Annotated in this window: 22 protein-coding genes; 6 read left to right on the top strand and 16 right to left on the bottom strand. The window is 59.8% G+C overall.

The window, feature by feature from the left end; genetic code table 11:
- Positions 1-147 precede the first annotated feature (147 nt).
- From prmC to GZH91_RS15660, 12 genes are all read right to left on the bottom strand, one after another.
- The gene (gene prmC / locus GZH91_RS15715) at positions 148-1005 is read right to left on the bottom strand and encodes a peptide chain release factor N(5)-glutamine methyltransferase (protein ID WP_147074233.1); all 858 of its coding nucleotides are present in this window, start codon (positions 1003-1005) and stop codon (positions 148-150) included.
- The gene (gene prfA / locus GZH91_RS15710; protein ID WP_147074235.1) at positions 1005-2084 is read right to left on the bottom strand and encodes a peptide chain release factor 1; all 1080 of its coding nucleotides are present in this window, start codon (positions 2082-2084) and stop codon (positions 1005-1007) included. The genes prmC and prfA overlap by 1 nt, the downstream gene beginning before the upstream one ends.
- Entirely contained in the window at positions 2081-3331 is a 1251-nt protein-coding gene (gene hemA / locus GZH91_RS15705) for a glutamyl-tRNA reductase (protein WP_147074237.1), read from the bottom strand. Before hemA ends, prfA begins: the two co-directional genes overlap by 4 nt.
- 105 nt (positions 3332-3436) lie before the next feature.
- Entirely contained in the window at positions 3437-6679 is a 3243-nt protein-coding gene (locus GZH91_RS15700) for a transglycosylase domain-containing protein (protein ID WP_147074239.1), read from the bottom strand.
- 19 nt (positions 6680-6698) lie between these two features.
- Complete coding sequence (gene hemF, locus GZH91_RS15695) at positions 6699-7604, bottom strand: oxygen-dependent coproporphyrinogen oxidase (RefSeq protein ID WP_147074241.1); 906 nt, start codon at positions 7602-7604, stop codon at positions 6699-6701.
- Between the two features lie 10 nt (positions 7605-7614).
- The gene (locus GZH91_RS15690; protein WP_332835329.1) at positions 7615-8172 is read right to left on the bottom strand and encodes an L-threonylcarbamoyladenylate synthase; all 558 of its coding nucleotides are present in this window, start codon (positions 8170-8172) and stop codon (positions 7615-7617) included.
- A complete protein-coding gene (purD, locus tag GZH91_RS15685) occupies positions 8147-9424 on the bottom strand; it encodes a phosphoribosylamine--glycine ligase (RefSeq protein ID WP_147074245.1) in 1278 nt (425 codons plus the stop codon). Before purD ends, GZH91_RS15690 begins: the two co-directional genes overlap by 26 nt.
- 17 nt (positions 9425-9441) lie before the next feature.
- On the bottom strand, positions 9442-11004 hold the full coding sequence (purH, locus tag GZH91_RS15680; RefSeq protein WP_147074247.1) for a bifunctional phosphoribosylaminoimidazolecarboxamide formyltransferase/IMP cyclohydrolase: 1563 nt from the start codon (positions 11002-11004) through the stop codon (positions 9442-9444).
- Between the two features lie 101 nt (positions 11005-11105).
- Positions 11106-11300: a helix-turn-helix domain-containing protein gene (locus GZH91_RS15675; RefSeq protein WP_147074277.1), complete on the bottom strand. Its 195-nt coding sequence runs from the start codon at positions 11298-11300 to the stop codon at positions 11106-11108.
- Between the two features lie 70 nt (positions 11301-11370).
- A complete protein-coding gene (gene dusB, locus GZH91_RS15670) occupies positions 11371-12408 on the bottom strand; it encodes a tRNA dihydrouridine synthase DusB (protein WP_147074249.1) in 1038 nt (345 codons plus the stop codon).
- A gap of 69 nt (positions 12409-12477) precedes the next feature.
- Positions 12478-13302: a M48 family metallopeptidase gene (locus GZH91_RS15665; RefSeq protein ID WP_147074251.1), complete on the bottom strand. Its 825-nt coding sequence runs from the start codon at positions 13300-13302 to the stop codon at positions 12478-12480.
- A 191-nt stretch (positions 13303-13493) separates the two neighbouring features.
- Positions 13494-14267, bottom strand: coding sequence for an outer membrane lipoprotein-sorting protein (locus GZH91_RS15660; RefSeq protein WP_147074253.1), 774 nt, complete (start codon positions 14265-14267; stop codon positions 13494-13496).
- Positions 14268-14312: 45 nt separating this feature from the next.
- On the opposite strand from GZH91_RS15660, the gene GZH91_RS15655 reads away from it, so the two are divergent.
- Both GZH91_RS15655 and GZH91_RS15650 read left to right on the top strand, forming a co-directional pair.
- On the top strand, positions 14313-15050 hold the full coding sequence (locus tag GZH91_RS15655; protein WP_147074255.1) for an ABC transporter ATP-binding protein: 738 nt from the start codon (positions 14313-14315) through the stop codon (positions 15048-15050).
- A gap of 11 nt (positions 15051-15061) precedes the next feature.
- Positions 15062-16651, top strand: a complete 1590-nt coding sequence (locus GZH91_RS15650; protein ID WP_147074257.1) for a DUF1302 family protein — start codon at positions 15062-15064, stop codon at positions 16649-16651.
- Positions 16652-16688: 37 nt separating this feature from the next.
- Here GZH91_RS15650 and GZH91_RS15645 read toward each other — a convergent pair whose 3' ends face one another.
- The 3 genes from GZH91_RS15645 to polA form a co-directional block, all read right to left on the bottom strand.
- Positions 16689-17897, bottom strand: a complete 1209-nt coding sequence (locus GZH91_RS15645; RefSeq protein WP_147074259.1) for an ABC transporter permease — start codon at positions 17895-17897, stop codon at positions 16689-16691.
- A 12-nt stretch (positions 17898-17909) separates the two neighbouring features.
- Complete coding sequence (locus GZH91_RS15640) at positions 17910-19184, bottom strand: ABC transporter permease (protein ID WP_223264595.1); 1275 nt, start codon at positions 19182-19184, stop codon at positions 17910-17912.
- Positions 19185-19348: 164 nt separating this feature from the next.
- Entirely contained in the window at positions 19349-22078 is a 2730-nt protein-coding gene (gene polA / locus GZH91_RS15635) for a DNA polymerase I (RefSeq protein WP_147074263.1), read from the bottom strand.
- Between the two features lie 11 nt (positions 22079-22089).
- Between polA and GZH91_RS15630 the strand changes: the two genes are divergently transcribed.
- The 4 genes from GZH91_RS15630 to GZH91_RS15615 are packed head-to-tail and all read left to right on the top strand — an operon-like array spanning position 22090 to position 24964.
- On the top strand, positions 22090-22818 hold the full coding sequence (locus GZH91_RS15630) for an LOG family protein (protein WP_147074265.1): 729 nt from the start codon (positions 22090-22092) through the stop codon (positions 22816-22818).
- Between the two features lie 38 nt (positions 22819-22856).
- Positions 22857-23210, top strand: coding sequence for a DUF2782 domain-containing protein (locus tag GZH91_RS15625; protein ID WP_307723886.1), 354 nt, complete (start codon positions 22857-22859; stop codon positions 23208-23210).
- A gap of 55 nt (positions 23211-23265) precedes the next feature.
- Positions 23266-24216: a homoserine kinase gene (locus GZH91_RS15620; RefSeq protein WP_147074267.1), complete on the top strand. Its 951-nt coding sequence runs from the start codon at positions 23266-23268 to the stop codon at positions 24214-24216.
- A gap of 19 nt (positions 24217-24235) precedes the next feature.
- A complete protein-coding gene (locus GZH91_RS15615; protein WP_147074269.1) occupies positions 24236-24964 on the top strand; it encodes a BPSS1780 family membrane protein in 729 nt (242 codons plus the stop codon).
- A gap of 241 nt (positions 24965-25205) precedes the next feature.
- Here GZH91_RS15615 and GZH91_RS15610 read toward each other — a convergent pair whose 3' ends face one another.
- The gene (locus tag GZH91_RS15610) at positions 25206-26897 is read right to left on the bottom strand and encodes a helicase-related protein (RefSeq protein WP_161984299.1); all 1692 of its coding nucleotides are present in this window, start codon (positions 26895-26897) and stop codon (positions 25206-25208) included.
- Positions 26898-26964: the final 67 nt, after the last annotated feature.

Raw genomic sequence — 26964 nt, 5'->3', positions numbered from 1 at the left:
CTTTATATACCTGCATGCATGTCTGTATACGCAGATATCTAGCAACAAACATTCCAATCTCCGGGATCTCCCGGATGCATCCGCAATGGCAGGCATGCCGGGTTGACCGGGAATGATAACAGCGTGGATGGCGGCCAGGGTGTAAATTTATCCGACAGTCCCCAGCGTTACCCGCTCCACGCCGGCGAGGTCATGATAGGTGACACATTGGTGAAATCCGGCTTGTTGCAGTGCGGCGCGCGTATATTCGCCCTGGTCGTAGCCATGTTCCAGCAATAGCGTGCCCGCGGTTGCCATATTAGGCGCCGCCTGGGCGATAATCCGGGCGAGCGCGCTGCGCCCGGATGGGCCCGCGGCGAGTGCGTGTGGCGGCTCGAAACGCAAGTCGCCATGTGCAAGATGGGGATCGCCTGCGCTGACATAGGGCGGATTGCTGACAATAACGTCAAATTTTCCGACACTGCCCAGTGCACTGAACCAGTCGCTTTCAATAAACTGCACATTGCTTGCTTCCAGGTTGCGGGCATTCTCCTGCGCCAGCGCCAGCGCCGCCGGGCTGACATCCAGCGCAACCAGTTCAGCCAAGGGACGCAGCCGGGCCAGTGTGACTGCAATTATCCCGCTGCCAGTGCCCAGGTCCAGCACCCGGCATGGCCTGTCCGCTGCGATGCGCGCCAGCGCCAGTTCCACCAGCAGCTCGGTTTCCGGACGCGGGATGAGCACGGCCGGACTGACCTTGAACATCAGGCCGTAGAATTCCTTTGCGCCAAAAATATAGGCGATCGGCTCACCTGCCAGCCTGCGCTCGAGCAAATCTGCATAACGCGCTGCCGCAGCAGGAGCGAGCATTTCCTCGCCGTGCGCCAGCAGCCACGCACGGTTGACGCCGAGGGCTGCAGCCATCAGCAGCTGTGTCTCCAGGCGGGCGTCGCAGGGGTCCAGCGCGAGTGCCTGCATCAGCTGTGCCTGGTCTGCGCCGAGCCGGTCGCGGATTGCGGACAACATTAACGCTCGCCCATCGTCGCCAGCAACTCGGCCTGATACTCGGACGCCAGCGCGTCCAGCAGTTCGGTGAGATCGCCGTCCATGATGGCGTCGATCTTGTACAGGGTGAGATTGATGCGGTGGTCGGTGATGCGTCCCTGCGGGAAATTGTAGGTGCGGATGCGTTCGGAGCGGTCTCCGCTGCCGATCAGCGATTTGCGCGTGGCGGCTTCCCTGGAGGCGATTTCGCGCAGCTGCTTGTCCTTGATGCGCGCGGCAAGCACCGACAGGGCCTGCGCCTTGTTCTTGTGCTGCGAACGGTCGTCCTGGCATTCCACCACGATGCCGGTGGGCAGATGGGTGATGCGCACCGCCGAATCGGTCTTGTTGATGTGCTGGCCGCCGGCACCGCTGGCGCGATAGGTGTCGATGCGCAGGTCGGCGGGGTTGAGGCTGACCTCGGCCACCTCGTCGGCTTCCGGCATCACCGCCACGGTACAGGCCGAAGTATGGATGCGTCCCTGGGTTTCGGTGGCGGGCACGCGCTGCACGCGGTGGCCGCCGGATTCGAACTTGAGCCGCGAATACGCACCGTGGCCGACGATCTTGATGATGACTTCCCGGTAACCCCCCAGCTCGCTCATGTTTTCCGAAATCAGCTCGACCTTCCAGCGCTGGCGCTCGGCGTAGCGTGTGTACATGCGCAGCAAATCAGCGGAAAACAGCGCCGATTCGTCGCCGCCGGTACCGGCACGGATTTCCAGGAAAATATTGCGCGCGTCGTTGGGATCCTTGGGCAGCAGCTCGGCTTGCAGTTCGGTTTCGAGCTGATGCAGGCGTGCCCTGGCGTCTTCGATTTCGGCCTCGGCCAGTTCCTGCATTTCCGGGTCGGCCAGCATCGCCTGTGCATTGGCGATGTCTGCTTCGGACTGGCGATAAGCCTTGTAAAGCGCAACCACCGGGGAGATTTCCGCGTGCTCGCGGGTGAGTTTGCGGTAATTGTCCAGATCGCGGGTCACTGTTTCGCCGGCCAGCAGACGGTTGAGTTCATCCAGCCGCTCGGTAATCTGAGCGAGCTTGTTTAGCAAGGTCGGTTTCATTCGTGGTGGAGCGAGTAAAGCCGGGACAACAGCGTTGCCAGTTCGTGGCGTTCGTTATCGCCGGCGTGGCTAAGGGCGTGGGTTGGCAGATGCAGGAATTTATTGGTGAGTGCGCGCGATAACACATCAATGACTTCGCGCGGATCGTCGCCACGCGCCAGCATTTTTTGTGCACGTTCCAGCTCATGGCGGCGGTAACGTTCAGCATGGTCGCGCAGGCCGCGGATCGTGGGCACCAGCTCACGGGTTTCCATCCAGTGCACAAAGGTTTCCACCCTGGCTTCGATAATCGCCTCGGCCTGGCTGACATGCGCCTGGCGATTGTCCATGCCTTGTTTGACCACTTCGCCCAGATCATCCACGGTGTAGAGAAACACGTCGTCCAGCTCGGCGACCTCGGTTTCAATATCGCGCGGCACCGCCAGATCCACCATGAAAATAGGGCGGTGGCGGCGCGCCTTGAGCGCACGCTCGACCATGCCCTTGCCGAGGATGGGCAGCGGGCTGGCGGTACAGGTCACCACGACGTCGTAACTCGCCAGATGCTCGGGCAGGTCGGTCAGCGCAATGGCGCTGCCGTTATAGCGGTCGGCCAGCAGGTGCGCGCGTTCTTCGGTGCGGTTGGCAACCAGAATATGTTTGGGGTGGCGCGCGGCAAAATGCGTGGCGCACAGTTCGATCATCTCGCCGGCACCGATGAACAGCACATTCTGTTCGGCAATGCTGGGGAAAATGCGCTCCGCCAGGCGTACTGCGGCTGCCGCCATGGAGACCGAGCTGGCGCCAATTTCGGTGGCAGTGCGCACCTCCTTGGCCACCGCAAAGGTGCGCTGGAACAGCTTGTGCAACAGCATGCCGAGGGTGCCGGCATGCTCGGCGGTTTTCACCGCCTGACGCATCTGGCCGAGGATCTGGGTTTCGCCCAGCACCATCGAATCCAGGCCGGAAGCGACACGAAAGGCATGACGAGCAGCTTCGGCCTGGGGGAGTGCATACAGATAGGGTTCGATACTGGCGCGCTTGAGCTGGTGATAATGTGCCAGCCAGTCGAGTGCGGCTTCACCATGCAGGGTATTGCAGTACACCTCGGTGCGGTTGCAGGTGGACAGGATGGCGGCCTCCTTCACCGGTGTGTGGGTGGTCAGGTCGCGCAGCGCCTCCTCCATGCGTTCGGCATGGAACGCCACCTGCTCGCGCACTGTGAGCGGGGCGGTCTGGTGATTAATGCCAAAGGCGAATAGCTGCATGAAGTCGTATGAGCCTGGTGGGCGCGCGATAAACCGCGCTATTCTAAACCAATTGTAGAAGACACCACAGCTTTGCCGGGGTTCAGCCCAATCCCGGGCATTTATTCAGTAGGACTCTCCGGCCTCGGGCCGGCGGTCTTCAATCGGGGCAGGGGGGGTGGGTAGCGGAGCCTGTCTGTCATCTGTAATGGGTGGCGCCGGTTTTTTGGCTGGGGGAGGATTTTCATCCTGGCGCGCGGCTGGCTGCTGCCGGTCTTTGTGCCTGCTGTCCGGGCCGGGCCTGGACTGTTGCAGTATGGCCTCCGCTGCTTTGGCGCCGGGCTCGCGTTGGGCTCTGGGGGGCACTGCATTGGTCGTCGCGGTGGGCGCTGTTTTTGCCTCGATCGGCGCCAGCACATTGCTTAACGCCGGACCCATCTCCTTGAGCAGCTGTGCTGGCAAGGAACTGGTAAAGCGGTACTTGGCGGCTTCTTCGCCGGGTACCAGCGCGGTCATGGTGCCGAAGAAACGGTCGCCGAGGAAAAACACCATGGTGGCGGTGCGGTTCACCACACGCGAGGTGAGCAGATTGCCGCCTGCGCCGAAGGTTTTGTAGCGATGGTCGCCGGTGCCGGTCTTGCCCCCCATGATAATACGGTTGCCGCTGGCATCCTTGAACGCGCCATTCAGGCGCGCGGCGGTGCCTTGCTCCACCACGCCCTGCAACGCGCGGCGCACGATCTGGGTGAGCTCGACCGGGAGCAGGCGCTCGCCTTTCGGCTGCTGGCGCACAAACACGGTTTCGTAGGGTGTGCCGGCAGCGAAGTGCAGTGTGTGGATGGATACCGCAGGCAGGCGCACGCCATTGTTCACCACCACGCCCATCAATTCGGCGAGTGCGGCGGGGCGATCTGCCGAGCTGCCGATGGCGGTCGCGTAGGAGGGCACCAGGCTGTCAAACGGATAGCCGAGCCGCTTCCAGTCCCGATAGATGTTCTGGAATGCCTCGACTTCGAGCAGGCTGTGGATGCGCCGATCCTGCGCATTTTTGCGGCTGGTCCTGAACAGCCAGTTATACACTTCGATGCGCTGATCATGGCTGGCGGCGACGATGTCGGCAAAAGTGGCGGCCGGGTGGCTGCGCAGATAGCGCACCAGCCACAATTCCAGCGGATGAATCTGCGCGATGTAGCCGCGGTCGGCCAGCGAATAAGCGCCGGGCGCATGCTGCCAATAGAGCGCCCGGATTTCCGTGTCCGACAGCGTCGCGCCATCCGGCGCGCGGCTGCGCAGGAAGCGGGCGAAAACATTCAATGGCGCGTCCGGAGCGATATAACGGTAAACCGCCGCCAGCCTGCGCGGCAACGGATGCATCTCGGAAAACAGCTTTTCGGTGACCTGGGCAGGATTCAGGCCGCGGTATTTTTTATGAAAGCGCAGCAGGAAGGCCTGCCCTTCCCGGTCGGCAAAGCGCTCCAGGTAGGTTTTGCGCGCCGGATTGCCGGCATCTTCGAGAATCTTGCCGACTACGCCAGGATTCTGCGCGATGTAGTGGCGCACGATGTCGCGCATCACGCGGATATAGACCAGGTTGACCGAATTGCGCGTGGCTTCCCACAGGTTCATGCGGCGGCCATTGTCGTCCTTGTTGAAGTTGACGAAATGGAGCAGGCCGCCTCCGGTGAAGAAGCCTGTGGACGGATCCGCCGAATAAGTGCGGTTCATCGCGGCTTCGAGCATTGCGGCGAGGCTTTGGTCCTGCGCTGTCAGCAGGTATTGAGCCGCCCACCGGGCAATTGCATCGTTATCCTGATGGGCGATTGCGTGCAGGCGCTGGGCGGGTAGCCGCAGATAGGCGTCATGCAGCTTGCTGACGATTTCCAGATAGCTGATCAGGGTGCGCAGTTTGGCAGTGGAGCCCAGATCCAGCTTCGCACCCCTGTTGATGTCGAACGGCTGGTTGAGATTATCCGCCTGTACCCGCAGCAGCGCGCCTTGCGGGCTGATTTCATACAGGGTAAAGCTGTAAATGATCTTCGACAGATCGTTCTCGCGGCTAAGCAGGTTTTTGCCATAGATACCCACTGCCTGCGCACCCTCGGGCGAGTTGAGATTAATCAGAAAGCGGCTTACCGCCTTTTGCGCGGCAGCATTCAGGGTGCTGCCGGCGGACAGGTCGAGGCGGTCCACATCGTACAGGCGATGCATGCCGAGCAAGGAGGCCAGCCGCGACCGGACGGCATTGGCGGCTTTCTGCTCGACAAAGGCCCGCTTGCTGATTGCGCGCTGGATATTGAAGCGCAAGGGGATCGGTAGTGCGGCGTCGCGCAGCGCCGGGCTGATCAGCCCGGCTTTGGCCATCAGGCGCAAGTAGATGTTGGTGTGGTCGTCCAGGGCCTTGTGGTTGCTGCCCAGATAAAATGACGGCTTGCGCTGCGCAATCAACAGCGACAATACATGCTTGAATGCATTGGCGGTGGCGCGGTCAGGCTGATTGGCGTCGAGCAGCCGCACCACCTCGCGGTAATCCAGACCGTACCACGCCCACAGCGCATCGGGCAGGCCGATCACTTCGCCAAAGCCGGGCGCGGCAGAGAGCGGAACCGTGTTGAGATAATCCAGCACTATCCGGCGCCGCGCCGGCAAGGTGTTCTCGCCGTCCAGATAGGCGCGCACCGAGGCAGACGCCATTTGCTGGAGCTTGTCGCCCATGGACAAGGTCAGGCCATCCGGCGAGTGGCGATATTTTTCGATCTGCGTGGCGAGCGTGCTGCCGCCCGGCACGTCGTGCGCGGGATGAAAAATCTGCACGATCTTGTCCAGCACTGCCTGCGTCAGCCGGTCCCATTCCACTGCCGGATTGCGTTTTGGGTTGTCCGCCGACAGCAGTTCCCGGTTTTCGATAAACAGCAACGCGTTGCGGATCAGCGCCGGAATGCTCTGAAAATTGTTGAATACGCGCTGCGGTGTGCGGCTGGAAAACATCACCGCGCCGGTGGTGTCGTACAGGGTGAGGCCACCCTGATCTTTTTCATGGTAGGGCAGAAACAGGCCGTTATCGGCCATTTGCACCATGGCCGGACTGATGCGTGCCTGCGCCGCGATAGCGAAGCCGGAACCGGTCAGGCGTTTGCTGAAGTCCGGCAGCCGGGTATAGCCAAGGCGCACGTCATAAGGGCCGTCGTGCGGAAAACGGATGGATGGGCTGGCGCCTGGTTCCAGCTTGTAGTGCATGCGGGCGGCATACTCGCTGAGGAATTTTGCCTGCAGGGTAGAGGTGGTGAATTCCCAGGCGAGAAAGCCTGCCAGTACGCCCACCGTGAGCAGGCCGGTACCGGCAATAATGAGTTTGCTGCGCGTGGATGCCATGATGCCGTTTAATATTGAGTTAGTTGCAGGCGAGCCAGTCTTTGCCAGTGAGGAAGTCGCTGTACAGGCGTGCCTCCGCCGTGCCCGCTTCGGGTTGCCAGTGGTAGCGCCATTTGACGACAGGGGGCATGGATACCAGGATGGATTCGGCGCGGCCATTGGATTGCAGGCCGAACAGGGTGCCGCGATCGTAGACCAGGTTGAACTCCACATAGCGACCGCGCCGATACGCCTGAAAATCGCGTTCGCGCTCGGCATAGGGGGTGTCCATGCGGCGCTCCAGGATGGGCGCGTAGGCGGAGAGAAAATGGTCGCCCACGCTTTGTATCAGGTTGAAGCTGAAATCGAAATCACGCTCGTTGAAATCATCCAGGAAAATCCCGCCGATTCCGCGTGGCTCGTTGCGATGCTTGAGGAAAAAGTATTGGTCGCACCACTCCTTGAAACGCGGGTAATAGGCTGCGTCAAACGGATTCAGCGCGTTGCGGCAGGTGCGATGAAAATGTACCGCGTCCTCCTCAAAACCGTAATACGGCGTCAGATCCATGCCGCCGCCGAACCACCACACGGGCTCGGCGCCGGGTTTGGTGGCCATGAAAAAACGCACATTGAGATGCACGGTGGGGGCATAGGGATTACGCGGGTGGAACACCAGCGATACGCCCATTGCTTCGAAGCTGCGCCCCGCCAGTTCCGGCCGCACCGCGCTGGCGGAAGGCGGCAGATTGTCGCCGAATACGTGGGAGAAATTCACCCCGCCACGCTCCAGTACGTGGCCCTCTTCCAGTACGCAACTGGTGCCGCCACCGCCCTCCGGACGCACCCAGCTGTCGCGCAGGAAGGGCTTGCCGTCAATCTGTTGCATGCGCTCGACAATGAGTTCCTGCAGTTCCAGAAGGTATTCCTTGATTGAAACAGTGTTCATGTCCCGTTCCTTAGCTGCGCAAGATGTCACCGGTGGCAAAATCAATAATGGTACTGGGGCGCCGGGCTGTGCCGGTTTTACCGGGGATGACGCGGGTTTGGCCGCCGAACATCCGGTAGCAGTCGCGTGCGTTTTTCAGTGACCTGCCGCCTGCCCGATTGGCACTGGTGGAAACCAGCGCCGTACCCAGGTGTTCGCACAACAGGGCCGCGGCCGGGTGCGCGGTGACGCGTACCGCCAGCTTGTCATGGCGTCCGGTGAGCCAGGGCGGGCAATGCCTGGTCGCGGGCAGCAGCAAGGTGACCGGACCCGGCCAGTAGCCGGAATCCCCGGCAGCCTGTAAGGCTTCGGCATCCACGTAGCGTTTGAGTTGTTCGACGCGCGCGGCGATCAGTATCAGCCCCTTGGACTGCGGTCGTCCCTTGAGCTGCAGAATGCGTTGGACGGCGTGCGGGTTCATTGGATCGCAACCCAGCCCATAGCAGGATTCGGTGGGGTAGGCAATCACGCCACCCGACTTCAGCCAGCCACGCAACGCAGAATCAGCGGGATTTTTTGTCAATTGCACGGTAACCGATATCGCGCCGCATCTGGCAGCCGTCGAAGTGAATCTGGTCGGCAATCTCATAGGCGCGGCGCTGGGCGATTTTCACGCTGTCGCCCAGTGCGGTGACGCACAGCACGCGCCCGCCGCTGGTCACCACATTGCGGTCCCTGAGTGCCGTGCCGGCGTGAAATACGTGGAAGTCTCCGTCATCCCTGGGCAGGCCGCCAATCACATCGCCGCTGCGCGGCGCGTCCGGGTAATTCGCCGCCGCCAACACCACGCCCAGCGCGGTGCGCCGATCCCACTCGGCTTCCACTTTGTCCAGCGTGCCGTTGACCGCGTGTTCCATGATGCCGACCAGGTCGGATTTCAGGCGCAGCATGATGGGTTGGGTTTCCGGATCGCCCATGCGGCAGTTGAATTCCAGCACCTTGATATTGCCTGCGGCGTCGATCATCAAACCGGCATAGAGAAAGCCGGTATAGGCCACGCCTTCTTTTTTCATTCCCGCCACCACCGGCGCGATTACTTCGCGCAGCACGCGCGCATGGATTTCCGGAGTGACCACCGGTGCCGGCGAATAAGCGCCCATGCCGCCAGTGTTGGGGCCTGCATCGCCATCCAGCAGGCGCTTGTGATCCTGGCTGGTGGCCAGCGGCAGCACGTGCTCGCCGTCGCACATCACGATGAAGCTGGCTTCCTCGCCAGTGAGAAATTCCTCAATCACCACGCGCGCGCCAGCGCTGCCGAGTTTGTTACCGTCCAGCATCATGTCCACGGCAGCGTGAGCTTCTGCCAGGGTTTGCGCGACCACCACGCCCTTGCCCGCCGCCAGCCCATCGGCCTTGATGACGATAGGCGCGCCGTTGGCATCAATGTAGGCATGGGCTGCCTGCGCTGCGCTGAAAGTCTGGTATTTCGCGGTAGGAATGTTGTGCCGCGCCATGAACGCCTTGGCGAAATCCTTGGAGGCTTCCAGTTGGGCGGCCGCCCGGGTAGGCCCGAAAATTTTCAGGCCCGCCGCACGAAAGGCGTCCACTACGCCGGCGGCCAGCGGCGCTTCCGGTCCGACCACGGTGAAGGCGACGTCTTCGCGCCGGGCAAACTCCACCAGGCTGGGAATGGCGCTCACCGGCACATTGGTGAGTGCCGGATCGCGTGCCGTACCGGCGTTGCCGGGCGCAACCAACACCTTGGAAATGCGCGGTGACTGGGCGAGCCGCCAGGCAATGGCGTGTTCGCGTCCGCCGGAACCGATGACTAGAGCTTTCATGTTTAACCTGTTTGAACTTAGTGACGGAAATGGCGGTGTCCGGTAAACACCATGGCGATTCCGTGCTCGTCGGCAGCGGCAATGACTTCTGCGTCCTTGACGCTGCCGCCCGGCTGGATGACGGCTTTGGCGCCGGCTGCGGCGAGCACGTCGAGTCCGTCACGGAACGGGAAGAAGGCGTCGGACGCCACTGCGCAGCCCGCCAGCGGCAAGCCGGCATGGCCCGCCTTGATGACGGCGATGCGGGTGGAATCCACCCGGCTCATTTGGCCCGCGCCCACGCCCAGAGTGCGTCCGCCGGCAGCAAATACGATGGCGTTGGATTTGACGAACTTGGCCACGCGCCAGGCGAACAGCATGTCCTGGATTTCCTGCGGGCCGGGCTGGCGCTGGCTGACCACTTTCAAATCGGCTGCGGTGATGTTGAAGGTGTCCGCCGTCTGCACCAGCAGACCGCCGCCGACGCGTTTGAGCTCCAGCGCGTTGTGACTAGCAGCGAGCGGCACGGCGAGCACGCGCACACTGGCCTTTTTCGCCAGCAGTTCCAGTGCTGCCGCACTGTAGGCCGGTGCAATCAGCACTTCCATGAACTGGCCGGATACCGCTTCGGCGGTGGCAGCGTCCACTTCGCGGTTGAAGGCGATGATGCCGCCGAAAGCGGAGGCGGCATCAGTCGCGAACGCCAGCCGGTAGGCGCTCAAGGTATCCGCCGCCAGCGCCACGCCACTGGGGTTGGCGTGCTTGATGATGACGCAGGCAGGCGCGTCGAAAGTCTTGACGCATTCCCACGCCGCGTCGGCGTCGCCGATGTTGTTGTAGGACAATTCCTTGCCCTGCAACTGGGTGTAGTGCGACAGCGTCCCCGCCGCGGGATGGAGGTCGCGGTAGAACGCCGCTGCCTGATGCGGGTTCTCGCCGTAGCGCATCGATTGTAGGCGCTCGAAGTTGAGGTTGAGGCGGCCGGGAAAGTCGGCGCGTTCACCGTTCATCTCGTATGCAGTCAGGTAATTGGAAATCGCGCTGTCGTACTGGGCGGTATGCGAAAACGCCTTGCGCGCCAGGTTGTAGCAGCTTGCGGTGGACAGCGAGCCGTGGCTGGCTTTGAGCTCGGCGAGCACGCTGGCGTAATCGGCCGGATCCGTCACCACGGCGACGTGCTGGTAGTTCTTGGCAGCAGAGCGCACCATGGCGGGGCCGCCGATGTCGATGTTCTCGATGGCATCGGGCAGGGCGCAGTCCGGCCTGGCGACGGTCTGGCTGAACGGGTAGAGGTTTACCACCACCAGGTCGATGTAGCCGATGCCGGCCTCACGCACTGCTTCGGCGTGTTCGGCCAGGTCGCGCCGCGCCAGGATGCCGCCGTGGATTTTCGGGTGCAGGGTTTTCACCCGGCCATCGAGCATTTCGGGGAAGCCGGTGTAATCCGCCACCTCGGTCACCTGGATGCCGTGCTCGGCGAGCATCCTGGCAGTGCCGCCGGTGGACAGCATCTCGATGTTGAATTCGCGCAAGCCTTTGGCGAGTTCCAGCACGCCGGTCTTGTCGGAAACGCTGATCAGCGCACGTTGGATGAAAGCCATGTTGTTTGCCCTGTTGATTTAAAAGCTATGCCACGGAGTTCACAGAGAACTTAGAGATAACGGCATGTTTCTCCTCTGGGAACCCCGGGGCTAAAAATGGGTTACTTGATTCCGTATTGCGCCATCTTCTTGCGCAGGGTGTTGCGGTTGATGCCCAGATATTCGGCGGCGCGGGTCTGGTTGCCCGCGGCGAAGCGCAGGACTTGTTCCAATAGTGGCTGCTCCACGCAGGACATCACCATGTCGTATATGCCCGCAGGTATTTCCCCATCCAGATCGCGGAAATAGTCGTCCATGGCGCGGGCTACACACGCTGGAATGTCGTTTTCTTTTTTCACCTTGCTGACTCTCCCTGTACTCGCCGGCTCAGGCGGCAAGCGATGTTTCGTTGAGGCGGCTATTGTCGGTTGCGACGTAATCGAGTCGCTGCCCGCGCGCGCGGCACCGGTCGAAAAACTCATTCACCGCCGCTTCCTGCCCGGTAGCGTCTTGCAGCTGGTTCATGGCCTGGCGAAAGGTGGCGGAATCCTGCAAGCCCCTGGTGTACCAGGAGATATGCTTGCGCGCAATGCGTACCCCGGCATGCTCGCCGTAAAAGCCGTAGAGGTCGTGCAAATGATCGAGCAGCACGCGGTGGATTTCCTCTACTTCAGGCGCGGGCAGGGGGGTGCCGGTTTGCAGGAAGTATTCGATCTCGCGAAAAATCCACGGACGCCCCTGGGCAGCGCGGCCTATCATCACTGCATCAGCACCCGTGTAATCGAGCACGAATTTTGCCTTTTCCGGCGTCGTGATATCGCCGTTGGCGATGATGGGAATACGCGCTGCTGCCTTGACCGCAGCGATGGTGTCATACTCGGCGTTGCCGGTGTAACCGCAGGCGCGGGTGCGGCCGTGCATCGCCAGCGCCTGGATGCCGCTGTTCTGCGCGATATTCAGAACAGTGAGCGCATTTTTATGCTGCTTGTCCCAGCCGGTGCGAATCTTGAGCGTGACCGGCACGCCGGGCACTGCGTTCACTACCGCCTCCAGAATGCGCGTCACCAGCGGTTCGTCCTGCAACAACGCCGAGCCCGCCATCACGTTGCAGATTTTCTTGGCCGGACAGCCCATATTGATGTCGATGATCTGCGCGCCGCGATCGACATTGTGACGCGCCGCCTGCGCCATCATCGCCGGGTCGGCACCGGCAATCTGTACCGAAATCGGGTCCACTTCGCCGTCATGGTTGGCGCGGCGTGCGGTCTTGGCCGAGCCGTACAGCAGCGAGTTGGAAGTCACCATCTCCGACACCGCCATGCCCGCCCCCATCTGCTTGCACAGCTGTCGGAAAGGCCGATCGGTCACCCCCGCCATGGGGGCGACAATCAGGTTGTTCTTGAGGGTGTGGGAACCAATGCGCATGAGAAGGCGGCAATGAAGAAAAGGCTGCCTATTTTATACGCAATATTGAGCCGGGGCAAAATTGCCTGGCTAGTGCTTTTTTGCCTGCAAATACAGCGGCATTACTTTTTCGGCATACTGCTGCAGATCACGCATGCGCGATTCCGGATTGGGATGGGTGCTCAAGAATTCGAGCGGACGACTGCCGCCCAACTGGATCATTTTTTGCCATACCGTCACGGCGGCGCGCGGATCATAGCCGGCTCGCGCGGCGAGTTCCACACCGATACGATCGGCCTCGGTTTCCTGTCTGCGGCTATGCGGCAAACCAATACCGAGCTGGTATAGCTGGCTGCCGGCATTGACGGTATTCTGGCCTGCGCCCGCCAGCGCTGCGCCCAGCATGCCGAGTTGTGCCAGCGTCTGCTCGGAGGCCTGCTCACGCGCGTGTTCGCGCAACGCGTGGGCGATTTCGTGTCCCATCACCGCAGCGATTTCATCATCGGTCAATTTTAATTTGTCCAGAATGCCGGTGTAGATGGCGATTTTTCCCCCGGGCATACACCAGGCGTTGACATCCGGGGAGCGGATGACATTGACCTGCCAGTTCCACTTCAGCGCATCCGGCCTGAACACGGCGGTCTGCGGAATCAGGCGTTCGGCGATGCGACGCACGCGCGCAGTCTGTGCCGGGTCGGGATTCAGGTCGCCTTGTTTGGCTTGCCTGCCTATCAAATCGCTATAAGCCAGGGATGCCTGCTGGTCGAGTTGCTGGCTGGAGACCAGGGGTGACATGTTTTGTTTGCGATCCACCCCGACCGTGCCGCTTTGCGTGGTGCTCACGGTTTCGCAGGCAGCCGTGAGCAGGGAGCTTGCGGCAATCAGGGTGACCAGGGCGAGGCGTGCTTTATTCATTATGCATTCTCCTGAATCAGTTTCCGTATTCAGATAATCCTAAAAAACTTAGTTCTAAACCATGGAACTCGCGGCGGGCACGGAGAAAGGCCATCCTGGGGCTTTTATGGCCTCACCCAGCAGGTGAATGCCAGGCGGCCTGCAGTCCGTTGTTTTTACTCCGTGTCCTCCGTGGCTAACTGCCTCCAGGTTTATTGAAGCTTCTTGAGATAGTCTTTGGAAAAGACTTTGTCGGGGAGATCACGCAATCTCATGTTCCCGTATTCCAGTACCGACGTGTCGCCGGACTTGAGGGCATCCTGTATGAGCATGCGTGTCGGCCGCTGTTTGCCGGCCATGGTTTCGAAGTTCTCATAGGAGCAGGTCTTCAGCAGGCGGCCGGAGAGGGAGTAGAACTCGGCCTGGCGCGGCCGATAGCTGGATTTGTTTACCCATAACAAGACGCGATGGTAGGTAACGCCCCGGTCCACGGCCCGCAGTTCGAGCACGTAGTAGTCTTCGCCCTCCCGTTTTTCGATACGCAGCAATTTGGGAGTGTAATCACCGGTGAAATTGGCGCGTGCCAGGTCGCCGTTGGCTACCTGCCCGGTGAGGCGCTGGGCCAGCCCAAGCCGGATGGGCTGGGAGACATCGGGCATGAATACCCAGAGATCGCGGCCTTTCATCAGCATGATCTGACCCCGTTCTGACGCCGGTTCAAGTATCATGACCAGTGTATTGTCATTACCCTTGGAGAGGATCCGGTATTTGCGCTTTTCCGTTGCCGCGCCGGGCGTAGAGCTGGCGATATCGACGTCGACCTGGAAGCCATGGGACGGAAATCGTATCTCGTCGGATTTTTCCAGGATGCTGCGTGCCAGAGAGTCTTCCGCAGCGAGCGGCTCGGCAGCGGCGGTGATGCCTGCCAGGGCCAGGATCAAGAAGCTTGTTAAAAAACCGGCACGAAAAAGGGAGGTCATGGACATGGCATTAATCCTTCAAACGCTGCAGTCCTTCGCGGATGTGATGCAATGAGTCTGGTCCGGGTCGAAGGCGTAACCAAAGAATATTTGCTCGGTGAGCAAAAGGTTATTGCGCTGGAAGATATCACACTCTCCATCGAGGAGGGCGTGTTTTTGGCCATCGCCGGACCATCCGGCAGCGGCAAGACCACGCTGCTGAACATCATCGGCTGCATTGACAATCCAACCCGTGGCAAGGTCTTCATTGACGATGTCGAGGTTACCGGCCGCTCGCCTGACGAACTGGCTGACTTGCGCGCTCGCACCACCGGTTTTATCTTCCAGACCTTCAATCTGTTCCCGGTGCTGACTGCTGGGGAAAATGTGGAATACCCGCTGCTTCAGTTACCTGAAGTCAGCCGCGAAGAACGGCGCAAGCGGGTGATACGATTTCTGAAAGTGGTGGGGCTGGAGCGCTATGCCAAACACATGCCTAATCAGCTGAGCGGCGGACAACGGCAGAGGGTGGCCATTGCGAGGGCGCTGGCGATCAATCCGCGCATCGTGCTGGCCGACGAGCCGACGGCCAACCTGGACAGCAAGACGGGCAAGAGCATCCTGAATCTGATGCAGGAAATCAACCGGCGCTACGGCACCACCTTCATCTTTTCCACCCATGATCGTCATGTCATGGCCATGGCCGATCGCCTCATCCGTATTGAGGATGGCCGGGTCGCCATGCTCGGCATAAAGACGGATAAGAAATGGAAATCGGTCAGCACGAATTCAACACTGGCGAATGAGTGAGAGGGGATAGCATGATTTCACGTTTGGCGGGGGTGGTAGGGATGGTTGCGCTGGGTGCGCCAGTTCTGGCGGGCGCGTCGGGCACGGACGCTTTGAGTATGCCCGGCAAGCCGGCGCCATTTCTGTTGGCTGCCGGCGACATGGACCTGCCACTGTCCAGGGATACCCTCTTCGATGTTCCCCCTGCAGCAGACAAAGACGGTAAAACGATTTCGAAGCCCACAGGGGATATGTCTGAATCAAAGGATGCGCTATTCGGCGTCGACTCCAAAACCGAGCAGGGAAATGGCGGCGCCAGCAAAACGGGAAAGGATGCGCCGGCCAGCAAAGCGTCGCTTTTCGATGAGGGGCTAGGTCAGGATAAAGCGGCATCGCGCTGGCACGGGTTCTTCCAGAACGAGCTTGCCTATACTTATGCGGACCCTGCGCACTGGTCAAAGGTAATGGGGCGTCTCGAGCTAGGCACGGAGGGCAGGCTTGGTCAGGGCATCCACTGGAAAGCCAGTGGCCGCCTGGATTACAACGCAGTTTACGATCTCACCCAGTTCTATCAGGATTCAGTGCGTGATGACCAGCGGCTGGGACTCCAGTTGCGTGAAACCTATCTGGACTTTAGCGGCGGCGGGCTGGATTGGCGCGTAGGCCGGCAACAGATTGTCTGGGGCGAGATGGTGGGCGTGTTCGTTGCCGACGTCGTCTCTGCCAGGGACCTGCGTGAATTCATCCTGCCCGACTTCCAGGTGTTGCGCATCCCGCAATGGGCCGCCCGCGCCGAGTATTTCAAGCACGACTTCCACGCCGAACTGATCTGGATTCCCGTCCCCAGTTACGACAGGATCGGCAAACCGAAAGATTTCAGCCAGCCCGGATCCGGCGCGGATTTCTACCCTTATCCGCCCACTCCACCAGGCTATCCGGTGGTGTTCCGGGACGAAGTGTTGCCTGGCAATCGTCTGGGCAACACAAATTACGGCTTGCGGCTTTCCCAGCTGACCAACGGCTGGGACGTTTCCGGTTTCTACTACAGCAGCATGGATAGTCAAGCGACGTTCTATCGTCAACTCGTGGCCACGCCCACACCGTATTTCGTCTTCACCCCCAGCCATGACCGCATCTGGCAAACGGGTGGCACCGTGGCCAAGGATTTGGGTTCTTTCGTGCTCAAGGCCGAAGCTGTCTATACCAGCGGGCGCAGTTACAATACCCTGAGTGCTGCCGATATCAACGGTGTGGTGAAACAGAATACGCTCGACTGGATCGTGGGTCTGGATTTCAATCCCACTGCGCAGACCCGGATCAATACGCAGTTCTACCAACGTGTTTATTTCAATCATGATCCGAACATCATCCCGGACCGAATTGAGAACGACGTTTCTTTGCTGGTAAATCATAAGTTCGGCCACAACTGGGAAGCGGAAGCGCTACTGGTGCACAGCCTCAATCGCAGTGACTGGATGTTCCGGCCCAAAGTGGGCTGGGGATTCGAGCGTAACTGGCATCTGGCATTCGGGCTGGATACGTTCGGGGGGCCGCCCACCGGTTTGTTCGGCCAGTACAGCAAGCAGGACCGGGTCTACACCGAGCTGCGCCGCGATTTCTAGCCCGGATGTCGGAACATTCGGGACGGACGCGAAGATCTCAGACGTTCTGCCGCAGCGCATCCACAACGGGTATTCGATGTACCCGTGCCGCCGGCAGAAGCGCGGCCACGATGGTGGCAATCAGCCCCACCGCGAAGGCCCCGGCGACTACCGCAGGCACCACACGGATGTGAGCGATATAGCTCAGGTTCGCGTTGGGCGGCGGCGGCATGGGAATGCCGATGGCCGAGATGATCAGCGCCAGCACGATGCCCAGAACCACGCCGGCGGTGGCGCCAGCCAAACCGATAATTGTGTTCTCCGCGATGATCAGGGCGAATACCTTGCGACTGCGATTGCCCAACGCCATCATGGTGCCGAATTCGCCCACCCGCTCGTACACACTCATATTGACGCTATTGACCACGCTCAACAGCACCATCAACAGGATGATGAGGCGCAGCACGCCGAACTGCACGTCGTACATCTTCACGGTCTTGGCATAGAAGTCGTTCAGCTCCAGCCAGGTCTTTACTTCCAGGCCAGGCCCGATATATTTCTTCAGGGCGGTTGCCATGGATTCTGTTTCCCGGGTCTGTTTCAGGGATATCACCAGCGTGTTGACCCCATGTGTGGCGAGCAAATCCTGGGCAGCCGCCAGGGGGATACGCACCGCACGCGCATCATAATCCCTGGAGAAGGTCTGAAAGACGCCGACTACCTGGAAGTCGAGGCTGTTCAAAGCGCCGTCAGCAGTGTTCATCACCAGGGTTGCCCAGTCTCCGGGCTTGAGTTTGAGGGCGTGGGCCACGCCGTAGCCAACCATCATGCCGTGTTCATCCTTGTCCTCAAGCCTGCGCCCCGCCGAGATCACCATGCCGCTGCCGAGTCTGGCCTCCCGGGACGCTTCCACGCCCTCTCCAACGATGGGCAGATCGGAGCGGCCATTGTTGAGCAAACCGGCAAAGTAGACTCTGCCCATTACGTCATCCACCCCGGCCATCGCGGCTATTTCCTTGCGTATCGGTTCGGGTTCGGTGATCAGGTATTTCTCCGGACTGCGGGCACCATGCTCGAAATAGCCGGTGCGTGAAAGTTGCACGTGGCCGGACTGGGAATGGATAAGGGCTTCACCAAGCTGGGTGAAGATGTCATGGACGAAGCCGCCACTCAGGATGAGGCCGACCACGCCAGCGATGATGGCCAATAGTGTCATGCCGGTTCGGGCTTTGTGGCGCAGGACATTGCGCAGGGCAAGCTTCCACATACCTGGAGTTCCTCAGCGGTTGTGGCGCAACGCATCGACAATGACCAGCCGCGATGCACGCCAGGCCGGATAGATGCTGGCGATGAGGGTGGTTGTTAAAGCCAGCAGCAAGGCTTCCCAGATGATGGTGGGCGTGATCATGATTGCGGCAGTGAACCCGCGCGACATGCCTGGCGCCGGCGGCATGGGGATGCCGATTGCCGAGATGATGCTGGCCGCCAGATAACCGAGCATCACACCGCAGACACCTCCCATTGCACCCAGCAACGATCCTTCCATCAGGAATAGGCCGAGGATGCGCTGGCGCCTGACCCCCAGGGCCATCGCCGTGCCAATCTCAACCGTGCGCTCCATTACGCTCATGGTCATGGTATTGCTGATGCTGAGTATGATGATCAGGGCAATGATGGACTTGACTATATCCATCTGGCGGGAAAACAGCGCGACAGTCTTATTGTAGAAGTCTGCTAGCTTCGTCCATGGCACGATCTCGTAACTCTTTAGCGCCGGTTCAGCATTCAGTCGTCTCATGACCTCATCGGTCATTTCTGTGTGCTGCAGCGACACAACCCATAGGTGGGAACCGCTGGTGCGCAGCAATGTGCGCGCCATCTGGATCGGTACGCGTAGCATGGTATCGTCATATTCCTTCATGGAAGTTGACGCCAAACCACGCACCCGTCCCTCAACGGCATTGATGCCCCCGGATAGCGTGTTAGCGAGCAACACCACCGTGTCGCCCTTTTTTACACCCAGATTGGCGGCCAGTCCGGCGCCCATAAGGATACCCTTCGGGTCATTTGCATTTAACCCGTGCCCGTCGAGGATGGCCAGATTGCGAGCCGACGGATCCTTGGCCGGGTCAATGCCCTCGCCAATGAAGGACAGGGTGTTTTCGCCATGACTTACCAGGCCGTTGAAGGCCAGGCGTGGTGCCACCGACTTTACACCAGGAATATGTTCGAGAACATTCAATGCAGGTGCGTTTTCCGGAAGCAGGAAGGCCAACGGGTTTGCCTGGCCGTCTTCGTGATACCCGGGTCTGGCCACTTGAATATGGCCGAGCTGGTTAACGGCGACCCGCTCGCGGTTCGCCCAGAAAATCCACTCAATGTAACCCGCAGAAAGCATCATGGCGATAACGCCAAAGCCGATCGCAACGACTGCGATGAAGCTGCGTCTGCGCTGGCGCAGAATATTGCGCAGAGCAAGCCGGAAATCGACAGCCAGGGTATGGACGATCGCCAAGTTGTTGAATGTGGAACCGCAAGAAAGTTTGCCAGCCAAGCATACTCGACATCAACAGTATCTTCAAACCCTTGCAGCGCCCAAGGCAACCGTTCAAGGTCGGGAAATGAACGATCGGGACAACCCGGTAACTTGGACGGTTACTGAACAGCGCCTTGATGGGCCATCGGCATCCTGGCGATTGGATGGCGTGCCCTTGGTGATCAGTGCGCGGCTTCCCAGTTACGTCCGACCCCCAGGCCAACTTTAAGCGGCACCGCCAGTTGGGTCACATCGCACATCAGTCCGGGTAACGTGCCGCGCACGCGTTCCAGCTCCGCATCCGGCACTTCCAGCACCAGTTCGTCGTGCACCTGCATGATCAGGCGACTGTGCAGGTGTTCGCGTTCCAGCCAGCCCTGCACGGCGATCATGGCGAGCTTGATGAGGTCGGCGGCGGTGCCTTGCATGGGGGCGTTGATGGCGGCGCGCTCCGCGCCGTCGCGGCGCTGTTTGTTGGTGCTGCGGATTTCCGGCAGCCACAGGCGGCGGCCGAATACGGTTTCCACGTAGCCCTGTTCGCGCGCCTGTGCGCGCGTGCGCTGCATGTAGGCGGCGACGCCGGGATAGCGGGCGAAGTAGCGGTCGATGTAGGACTGCGCGGCGGTGCGGTCGATGCCCAGCTGGCTGGCCAGGCCGAAGGCGGACATGCCGTAGATCAGGCCGAAGTTGATGGTCTTGGCGACGCGGCGCTGTTCCGGGCCGATCTCCTGCTGGGGCATGCCGAAGATTTCGGCGGCGGTGGCGCTATGGATGTCGGCGTCCTCGGCGAAGGCCTTGAGCAGGCTGGCATCATTGGAGAGGTGCGCCATGATGCGCAGTTCGATCTGCGAGTAGTCGGCGGAAACGATGCAGCTGCCCGGCGCGGCGATGAAGGCTTCGCGGATGCGCCGTCCTTCCGCGGTTTTGACCGGGATGTTCTGCAGGTTGGGGTCGGAGCTGGACAGCCGCCCGGTCACCGCCACCGCCTGCGAATAGCTGGTGTGCACGCGCCCGGTGGCGGGGTTGATCATGCGCGGCAGCTTGTCGGTATAGGTGGACTTGAGCTTGGCCAGGCCGCGGTACTCCAGCAACAGCTTGGGCAGCGGGTAATCCAGGGCGAGCTGGGTGAGTACGTCCTCGTCGGTGGAAGGCACACCGCCGGGGGTTTTCTTGATCACCGGCAAGCCCAGCCGGGTGAACAGGATTTCCTGGATCTGCCTGGGCGAGTTGAGGTTGAACGGCTGGCCGGCAGCAGTGTGTGCCTGCTGCTCCAGCGCCAGCATTTTTTGCCCGAGTTCGCGGCTCTGCGTGTCCAGCAATTTAACGTCGAGCAGCACGCCGCTGCGCTCGATTTGCCAGAGGATGGGCAACAGCGGCATTTCCAGCTGGCGGTATACATAATCCAGCCTGGCGTCGGCGGCGATGCGCGGATACATAGTCTGGTGGAGCTGGAGTGTCACGTCGGCATCCTCGGCAGCGTATTCGGCGGCACGCGCCACGTCCACCTGCTCAAAGCCGATTTGCCCGGCACCCTTGCCGGCGACCTCGGCGTAGGTGATGGTGGTTACCCCCAGGTGGCGCAGGGCGAGGCTGTCCATGTTGCGCGACTGGTGCGATTCCACCACGTAGGATTGCAGCAGGGTGTCGTGCGCCACCCCCGCCAGATGGATGCCGTGGTTGGCGAGCACGTGCATGTCGTATTTGAGGTTCTGGCCGAGCTTGGCGCGGGTAGCATCTTCCAGCCAGGGTTTGAGCTGCGCCAGCACGCTGTCCCGATCAAGCTGTTGTGGCGCGTCGGGGCCGGCGTGTGCCAGCGGAAGATAGGCTGCGTGGTGCGGCTCGATGGCGAAGGACAGGCCCACAATGCGTGCCTGTAGCGGATCGAGGCTGGTGGTTTCGGTATCCACGCATACCAGCGGGGCGGCCATGAGCCTGGCCAGCCAGGTATCCAGCTGCGCCTGGCTGAGCAGGGTGTCGTAATGACGCTGCGCGGGGATTGCCGGCGCTGTGTCGCTGGCGAACATGTCCGCCATGACGGGAGCGGCGGCAGGGGAGGACGTGCCATTGTCCAGATCGCGCAGCCAGCTCTTGAATTCGTAGCGGGTGTAGAGCGCGCTTAGTGTGGCTTTGTCCGGCGTCCCCATTAACAGATCGTGCACACCCATGGGCAGCGTGATATCGGTGCGGATGGTGATCAGCTTGCGGCCGGTGGGCAGCCAGTCCAGCGCGCGGCGCAGGTTGTCGCCCACGGCACCTTTCACCTCATCGGCGTGGGCGATGAGATTGTCCAGGGTGCCGTATTCGGTGAGCCATTTCACGGCGGTTTTGGGGCCGACTTTTTCCACCCCCGGCACGTTGTCCACTGCATCGCCCACCAGCGTCAAATAATCCACAATGCACGCCGGCGGAATACCGAATTTGGCCAGTACCGCGGCCGTGTCCAGGGTTTCGCTGGTCATGGTATTGACCAGGGTGACGTGCTCGTTCACCAGTTGCGCCATGTCCTTGTCGCCGGTGGAGATGATGCTGTGCATGCCCTCGGCCTCGGCCATTCTGGCCAGGGTGCCGATCACATCGTCGGCCTCTACACCGTCTATCATCAACAGCGGCCAGCCCATGGCGCGGATGGCGTTGTGCAGTGGCTCGATCTGGCGCGCCAGGTCATCTGGCATGGACGGCCGGTGAGCTTTATACTCGGGATACCAGTCGTCGCGGAAGGTTTTGCCTTTGGCGTCAAATACACAGGCGCTATAATCGGCGGCGATATCCTTTTTCAGCCGGCGCAGCATGTTGAGCACGCCGTAAATGGCGCTGGTGGGTTCACCGGCGCCGTTGCGCATATCCGGCAGCGCGTGAAACGCCCGATACAGATAAGACGACCCGTCCACCAACAGCAGCTTTTTAGTCACCACGATACCCCAAAATGCAAAAAGAGAAATTACCCCTGCCCGCCGATCCCGAACTTGCCGCCCATGCGGGCTACAACGCGCGCGAATCCTGGCGCATGTTCGAGATTATGTCAGAGTTTGTATCGGCCACCGAACGCCTGGGTGAGATCCGCCCGGCGGTGAGCATGTTCGGCAGCGCGCGCACTCCCGCTGACCACCCCTACTACGCGCTTACCGAGCGCATCGCGCGCCAACTCTCGGATGCGGGCTTTTCAGTCATCTCGGGTGGTGGCCCCGGCATTATGGAAGCCGCCAACAAGGGCGCCTATTTTGGCAAATCGCCCAGCGTGGGCCTGAACATCCAGCTACCGCACGAGCAGCACGACAACCCCTACCAGGACATCTCGCAGAGCTTTACGCATTTTTTTGCGCGCAAGGTGATGTTCGTCAAATTCGCCTCGGCTTACGTCGTGATGCCCGGCGGTTTTGGTACCATGGATGAGCTGATGGAAGCACTCACGCTGGTGCAGACCGGCAAGACCCGCAAAATCCCCATCATTCTGGTACATGAGCCGTTCTGGCGCGGATTGCTGGACTGGTTCAAGGCCACGCTGGTGAACGAAGGCATGATTAACGCGGCGGATATGGATTTGATCAAAATGATCGATCAGCCCGAAGACGTGGTGTGCGCGATTTTTGACCACTACGAAAAACGTGGATTCGAGCCTTCGGCCAGGGAACGTGAAATTCAGCTTTATTTGTAGGGCGCCGTTGCAGGCTCTGCTAAAATCAGAACAATTACATGAATAAGGACGCCATCATGCGCCGCCTCATCGCTGCTTTGCTCATAGGACTGCCCATTGCTGTTGCTGCAGCGGATCGTCCAAAAAACCTGCAGCCTTTGCCGGATGTACCGCCGCCACCGCCAGGGTTGACCGCGGATGAGGCCGATGCGCCCCAGATCACCATCAAGAAACGTGGCCAGGAGAAGGTCGAGGAATACCGTGTCCACGGCAAGCTCTACATGATCAAGGTCACGCCTGCCGTGGGCAAGCCCTATTACCTGGTTGACCAACTGGGCGATGGCACGTTTGCACGCAAGGAGGGGCTGGGTTCAAACGTGCATCCGCCCATGTGGGTGGTGCACGAGTGGTAATCTCGACGTTCTAATTCTGGCCGCCTGTGTGGCGGCCACTGTCCTCCTTGTAACCATGTCTGTATTCACCACCGTCACCCCCGACGAAGCCAGCGCTTGGCTCAGCCAGTACGCCATCGGCAAGCTGGTCGAGCTCAACGGCATTTCTTCGGGGATTGAAAACACCAATTATTTTCTTACCACCACGCATGGCCGTTATGTATTGACGCTGTTTGAAAAGTTGACACATGCAGAGCTGCCGTATTTTCTCAATCTCATGGATCACCTGGCGCGGCATGGCGTGCCGTGTCCGCAGCCGGTTGCGAATATCGCTGACAGTCTGCTGGCCAGCCTGAATGGCAAGCCGGCCAGTATCGTCTCATGCCTGTCGGGCCAGTCATTGGAAACGCCGGGCATCGCGCATTGCGCTCAGGTGGGTGAAACCCTGGCGGATATTCATTTGGCAGGCAAGACTTTTCCCATCCAGCGTAGCAATCCGCGTGGCGCCGCATGGTGGAAGGCCACGGCCCAGCAAGTTGCGCCATTTCTGGATGCCGAGGCGGCGCGGCTGTTGAACGACGAGTTGCGCTTTCAGGCGCTGCACCGCTTGCAGGATTTGCCGCGCGGTGTCGTCCACGCTGACCTGTTCCGCGATAACGTGCTGTTTGACGGCGAACGCCTGGGCGGGGTGATTGACTTCTATTTTGCCTGCCATGATGTATGGCTCTACGATGTGGCGATTGCCGTCAACGACTGGTGCGTGAGCGGTGACGGTGCGCTGGATGAGGCGCACATGCTGGCTTTACTCGGCGCCTATCATGCAGTGCGGCCATTTACGCCGATCGAACGCGGTGCCTGGCCGGTGATGCTGCGTGCGGCAGCGCTGCGCTTCTGGGTGTCGCGATTGCATGACTTGCACTTTCCGCGCCCGGGCGAGCTCACTCATGCCAAGGATCCAGGGCAGTTCGAACGCATTTTGCGTCAGCGCGTAGCCGCACAGTCGCAGCTGCAGCGTGTTTGGGTCTGATTTTCAACAGGTGAACGCCATGCAAACCATCCCGGAATTTCGTCGCGTACCCGCTGGTCACGGCTGGCTATGGATCAAACAGGCGTTTGGCCTGTTCAAGCAAAGTCCGCTGATCTGGATTGCGTTGTCCGTCAGTATTTTTTTGCTGGCAGGTTTGCTGGGGATTATCCCGCGCATCGGTAGCGTGGTGTTTCAGCTCATCTCGCCGGCCTTCACCGCAGGACTGATGCTCGGATGCAAGGCGATGGAATCGGGTGAGGAACTGGAAATAGGGCATCTGTTCGCCGGCTTCAGGTCGCATGGCGCGCAGCTGGTGACCATAGGTGGCATTTACCTGGTGGGGCTGATCCTGATCGCCGGCGTGATGATGGCGCTGGGCGGCGGGGCGCTGGTCACGCTGATGCTGCAGGGGCACCCGGATGCGGGTAATGTCGTCACGCCGGAAATGCTCGGCAGCGGCGCCAGTCTTGCTGTATTGGTGGCGCTGGCCCTGCTGGTGCCGTTGTTGATGGCGTACTGGTTTGCGCCTGCACTGGTGGTATTCCGCAACATGGGTGCGGTGGATGCGATGAAGCTCAGCATGCGCGCGACGTGGACCAATGCGATCCCTTTCCTGGTTTACGGAATGATCGTGTTCGCCCTGTTCGTAGTGGCGGCAATACCGCTGATGCTCGGTTTTCTGGTCATGCTTCCTGTTGCATTTATCACGTATTACACCGCTTACAGGGATGTGTTCAACGCGGCTTGAGCAGCGCGTCAATCCATTAAAAAAGGCACCGCGCAATAAACGCTAGGGCGTGTAATATCGTGTTGATACTGCATGCAGTAATTTTAAATCGCTTGGCGTTTACAGTGAACGCCAAGCTCACCGATTATTTAGGTTAGCGGTAAAGATTTAAATTACAGGGTTTAACATTCAAAGGCGAAACTCTACGGAGTTTCGCCTTTTTTCATTTCAGGATTGGATCAGGTAATGTGCGCTACCTGCGTTATTTAGCACTCGCCATAGAAAGAAGTACCTGATACGCCCCAGGTACATTCAAATTAAGTGACGCATAATTGCGGCAAAGCAGCTCATCCGGAAGCAGCCAATCCCACTTCCCCTGCTGCTTATTCAAGACTTCGGCAACTAACCTTTCTGGAGCGATTGGAGGCTCAGCCAACAAAGCTGAAACCACCTCAGACAGCTTTGCGGTTGTAACATGCTGAATACTGACAAACAGCCCCTCGCTAATGGCTACAAGCCCTTTGAACCGTAGCATCAGCGCAATTGTATTCATCACCTGATCACCGCTCCAGAAGAACAATTGTATAGAATTCCCCGTAACGAGAATTTTCGTCGAGCCAAGATTCAGCCTGTTAAAATGGGAACGGGCTTCCGCCAGAAAGGCTGAAGCTGCTGGATCCAGGAAATTAACGGGTGCAGCCTTTGCCAGAATCTGCCGCATCTCCTCCCGAACTTTGTCTCCAACTTGACCAATGCCACCATCAAACTTTGGCACTTTGCCGCCAGCAGCAGGAATAACCTGAATGAATTTCTTATCAACATCGAGTAATTCAACTTGCCATCGGCGTCCAGCAAAAATGATATAGCTCCCCGGTTCGACTGGTTGCGAGAGCGGTAACGTACCCAATGCCTTTCCTCCACATACAACCCGGAACTCGGCATCGGAGGAAAAGGCAGCGTAGAAGGTGTAATGGTTTACAAGGCGTTCGCCCAATCCACCATGTAACAGCAACCCAGTATCTGTTTGCATGAGCACATCTTTGGATCCTAACGCACGCAACAAAACCAGAAAATCTTGCTTGCTCACCGCATGGAATGGGCCGGACCCACAGAGCACCTGCCAAGCATCGGCCGCAGTTACGCCTCCATATTGGGCAATCAAGGACAGTACCTGTTGTATCAGCGTGGAAAGATGCATACCCTTGGTTTGCGGTGGTTCATACCAGCCAGCAATCAACAGGTGGATTTGCGCAATAGATTGAAGTAAGCCCTCTCTTAGCAGGTCAGACAAACCTGAGTCTGGTTTGATCTCCGCTTCCAAGGCATAGCAGCGTAGAATTGCAGGCTCGCCCTTTCGACGCCCAGACCGACCTAACCGTTGACGCAAACTTGCCACCGAAGGGGCTGGCCCAATTTGCGCGACACTTTTCACCAAGCCAATATCGATGCCCAGCTCCAATGTCGTGGTGCAAACAGCAGACGCCGGGCGTTCGTGGGATTTCAACGCCTGTTCGGTTTCCTCACGAATTTCCTTCGCTAGACTGCCGTGGTGTGGCCAAAACTCATTGGGCAGGCCCTCCCGCTCGCAATAGCGGCGCAACATGTCTGAATAGGACTCCACTTTGGCTCGGCTGTTTGGGAACACTAGATTGTTCGTGCCACGCAAAGTCTTAAACAAATGGTCACAAATCGCCAGTTCCCCTTGAGGCGTAATGTCCTCAAGTTTGGCATCTTCCCGATTAGCAGCTTCCTCGTCGGACGATTTGGCAGGCAAGGCCAAGTAGCCTTTGATGATGACTTTCAGATCCTGAGTGTTCTCCTTGCTGATTACAAGCTCAAAGCCAAAGCTACTGTGCGGCCGCAAAAATTCGGCAGCCAGGTTCATGTCGCCAAGCGTGGCGGACAGCGCTATTCGAGGTACTTTGCGTTTCAAACCAATATCAATGCGATGCATTAAGGAAACTCTGCAAAACCCCCACTTCTGCGCCCCGCACCCGAGTCCATTGTGGCAATATTAAGCC

The sequence above is a fragment of the Sulfuriferula plumbiphila genome (assembly GCF_009938015.1).
GTDB lineage: Bacteria > Pseudomonadota > Gammaproteobacteria > Burkholderiales > Sulfuriferulaceae > Sulfuriferula > Sulfuriferula plumbiphila.
Note: the sequence above shows the minus strand (reverse complement) of the source record. Positions and strands in the feature narration are given on the sequence as shown.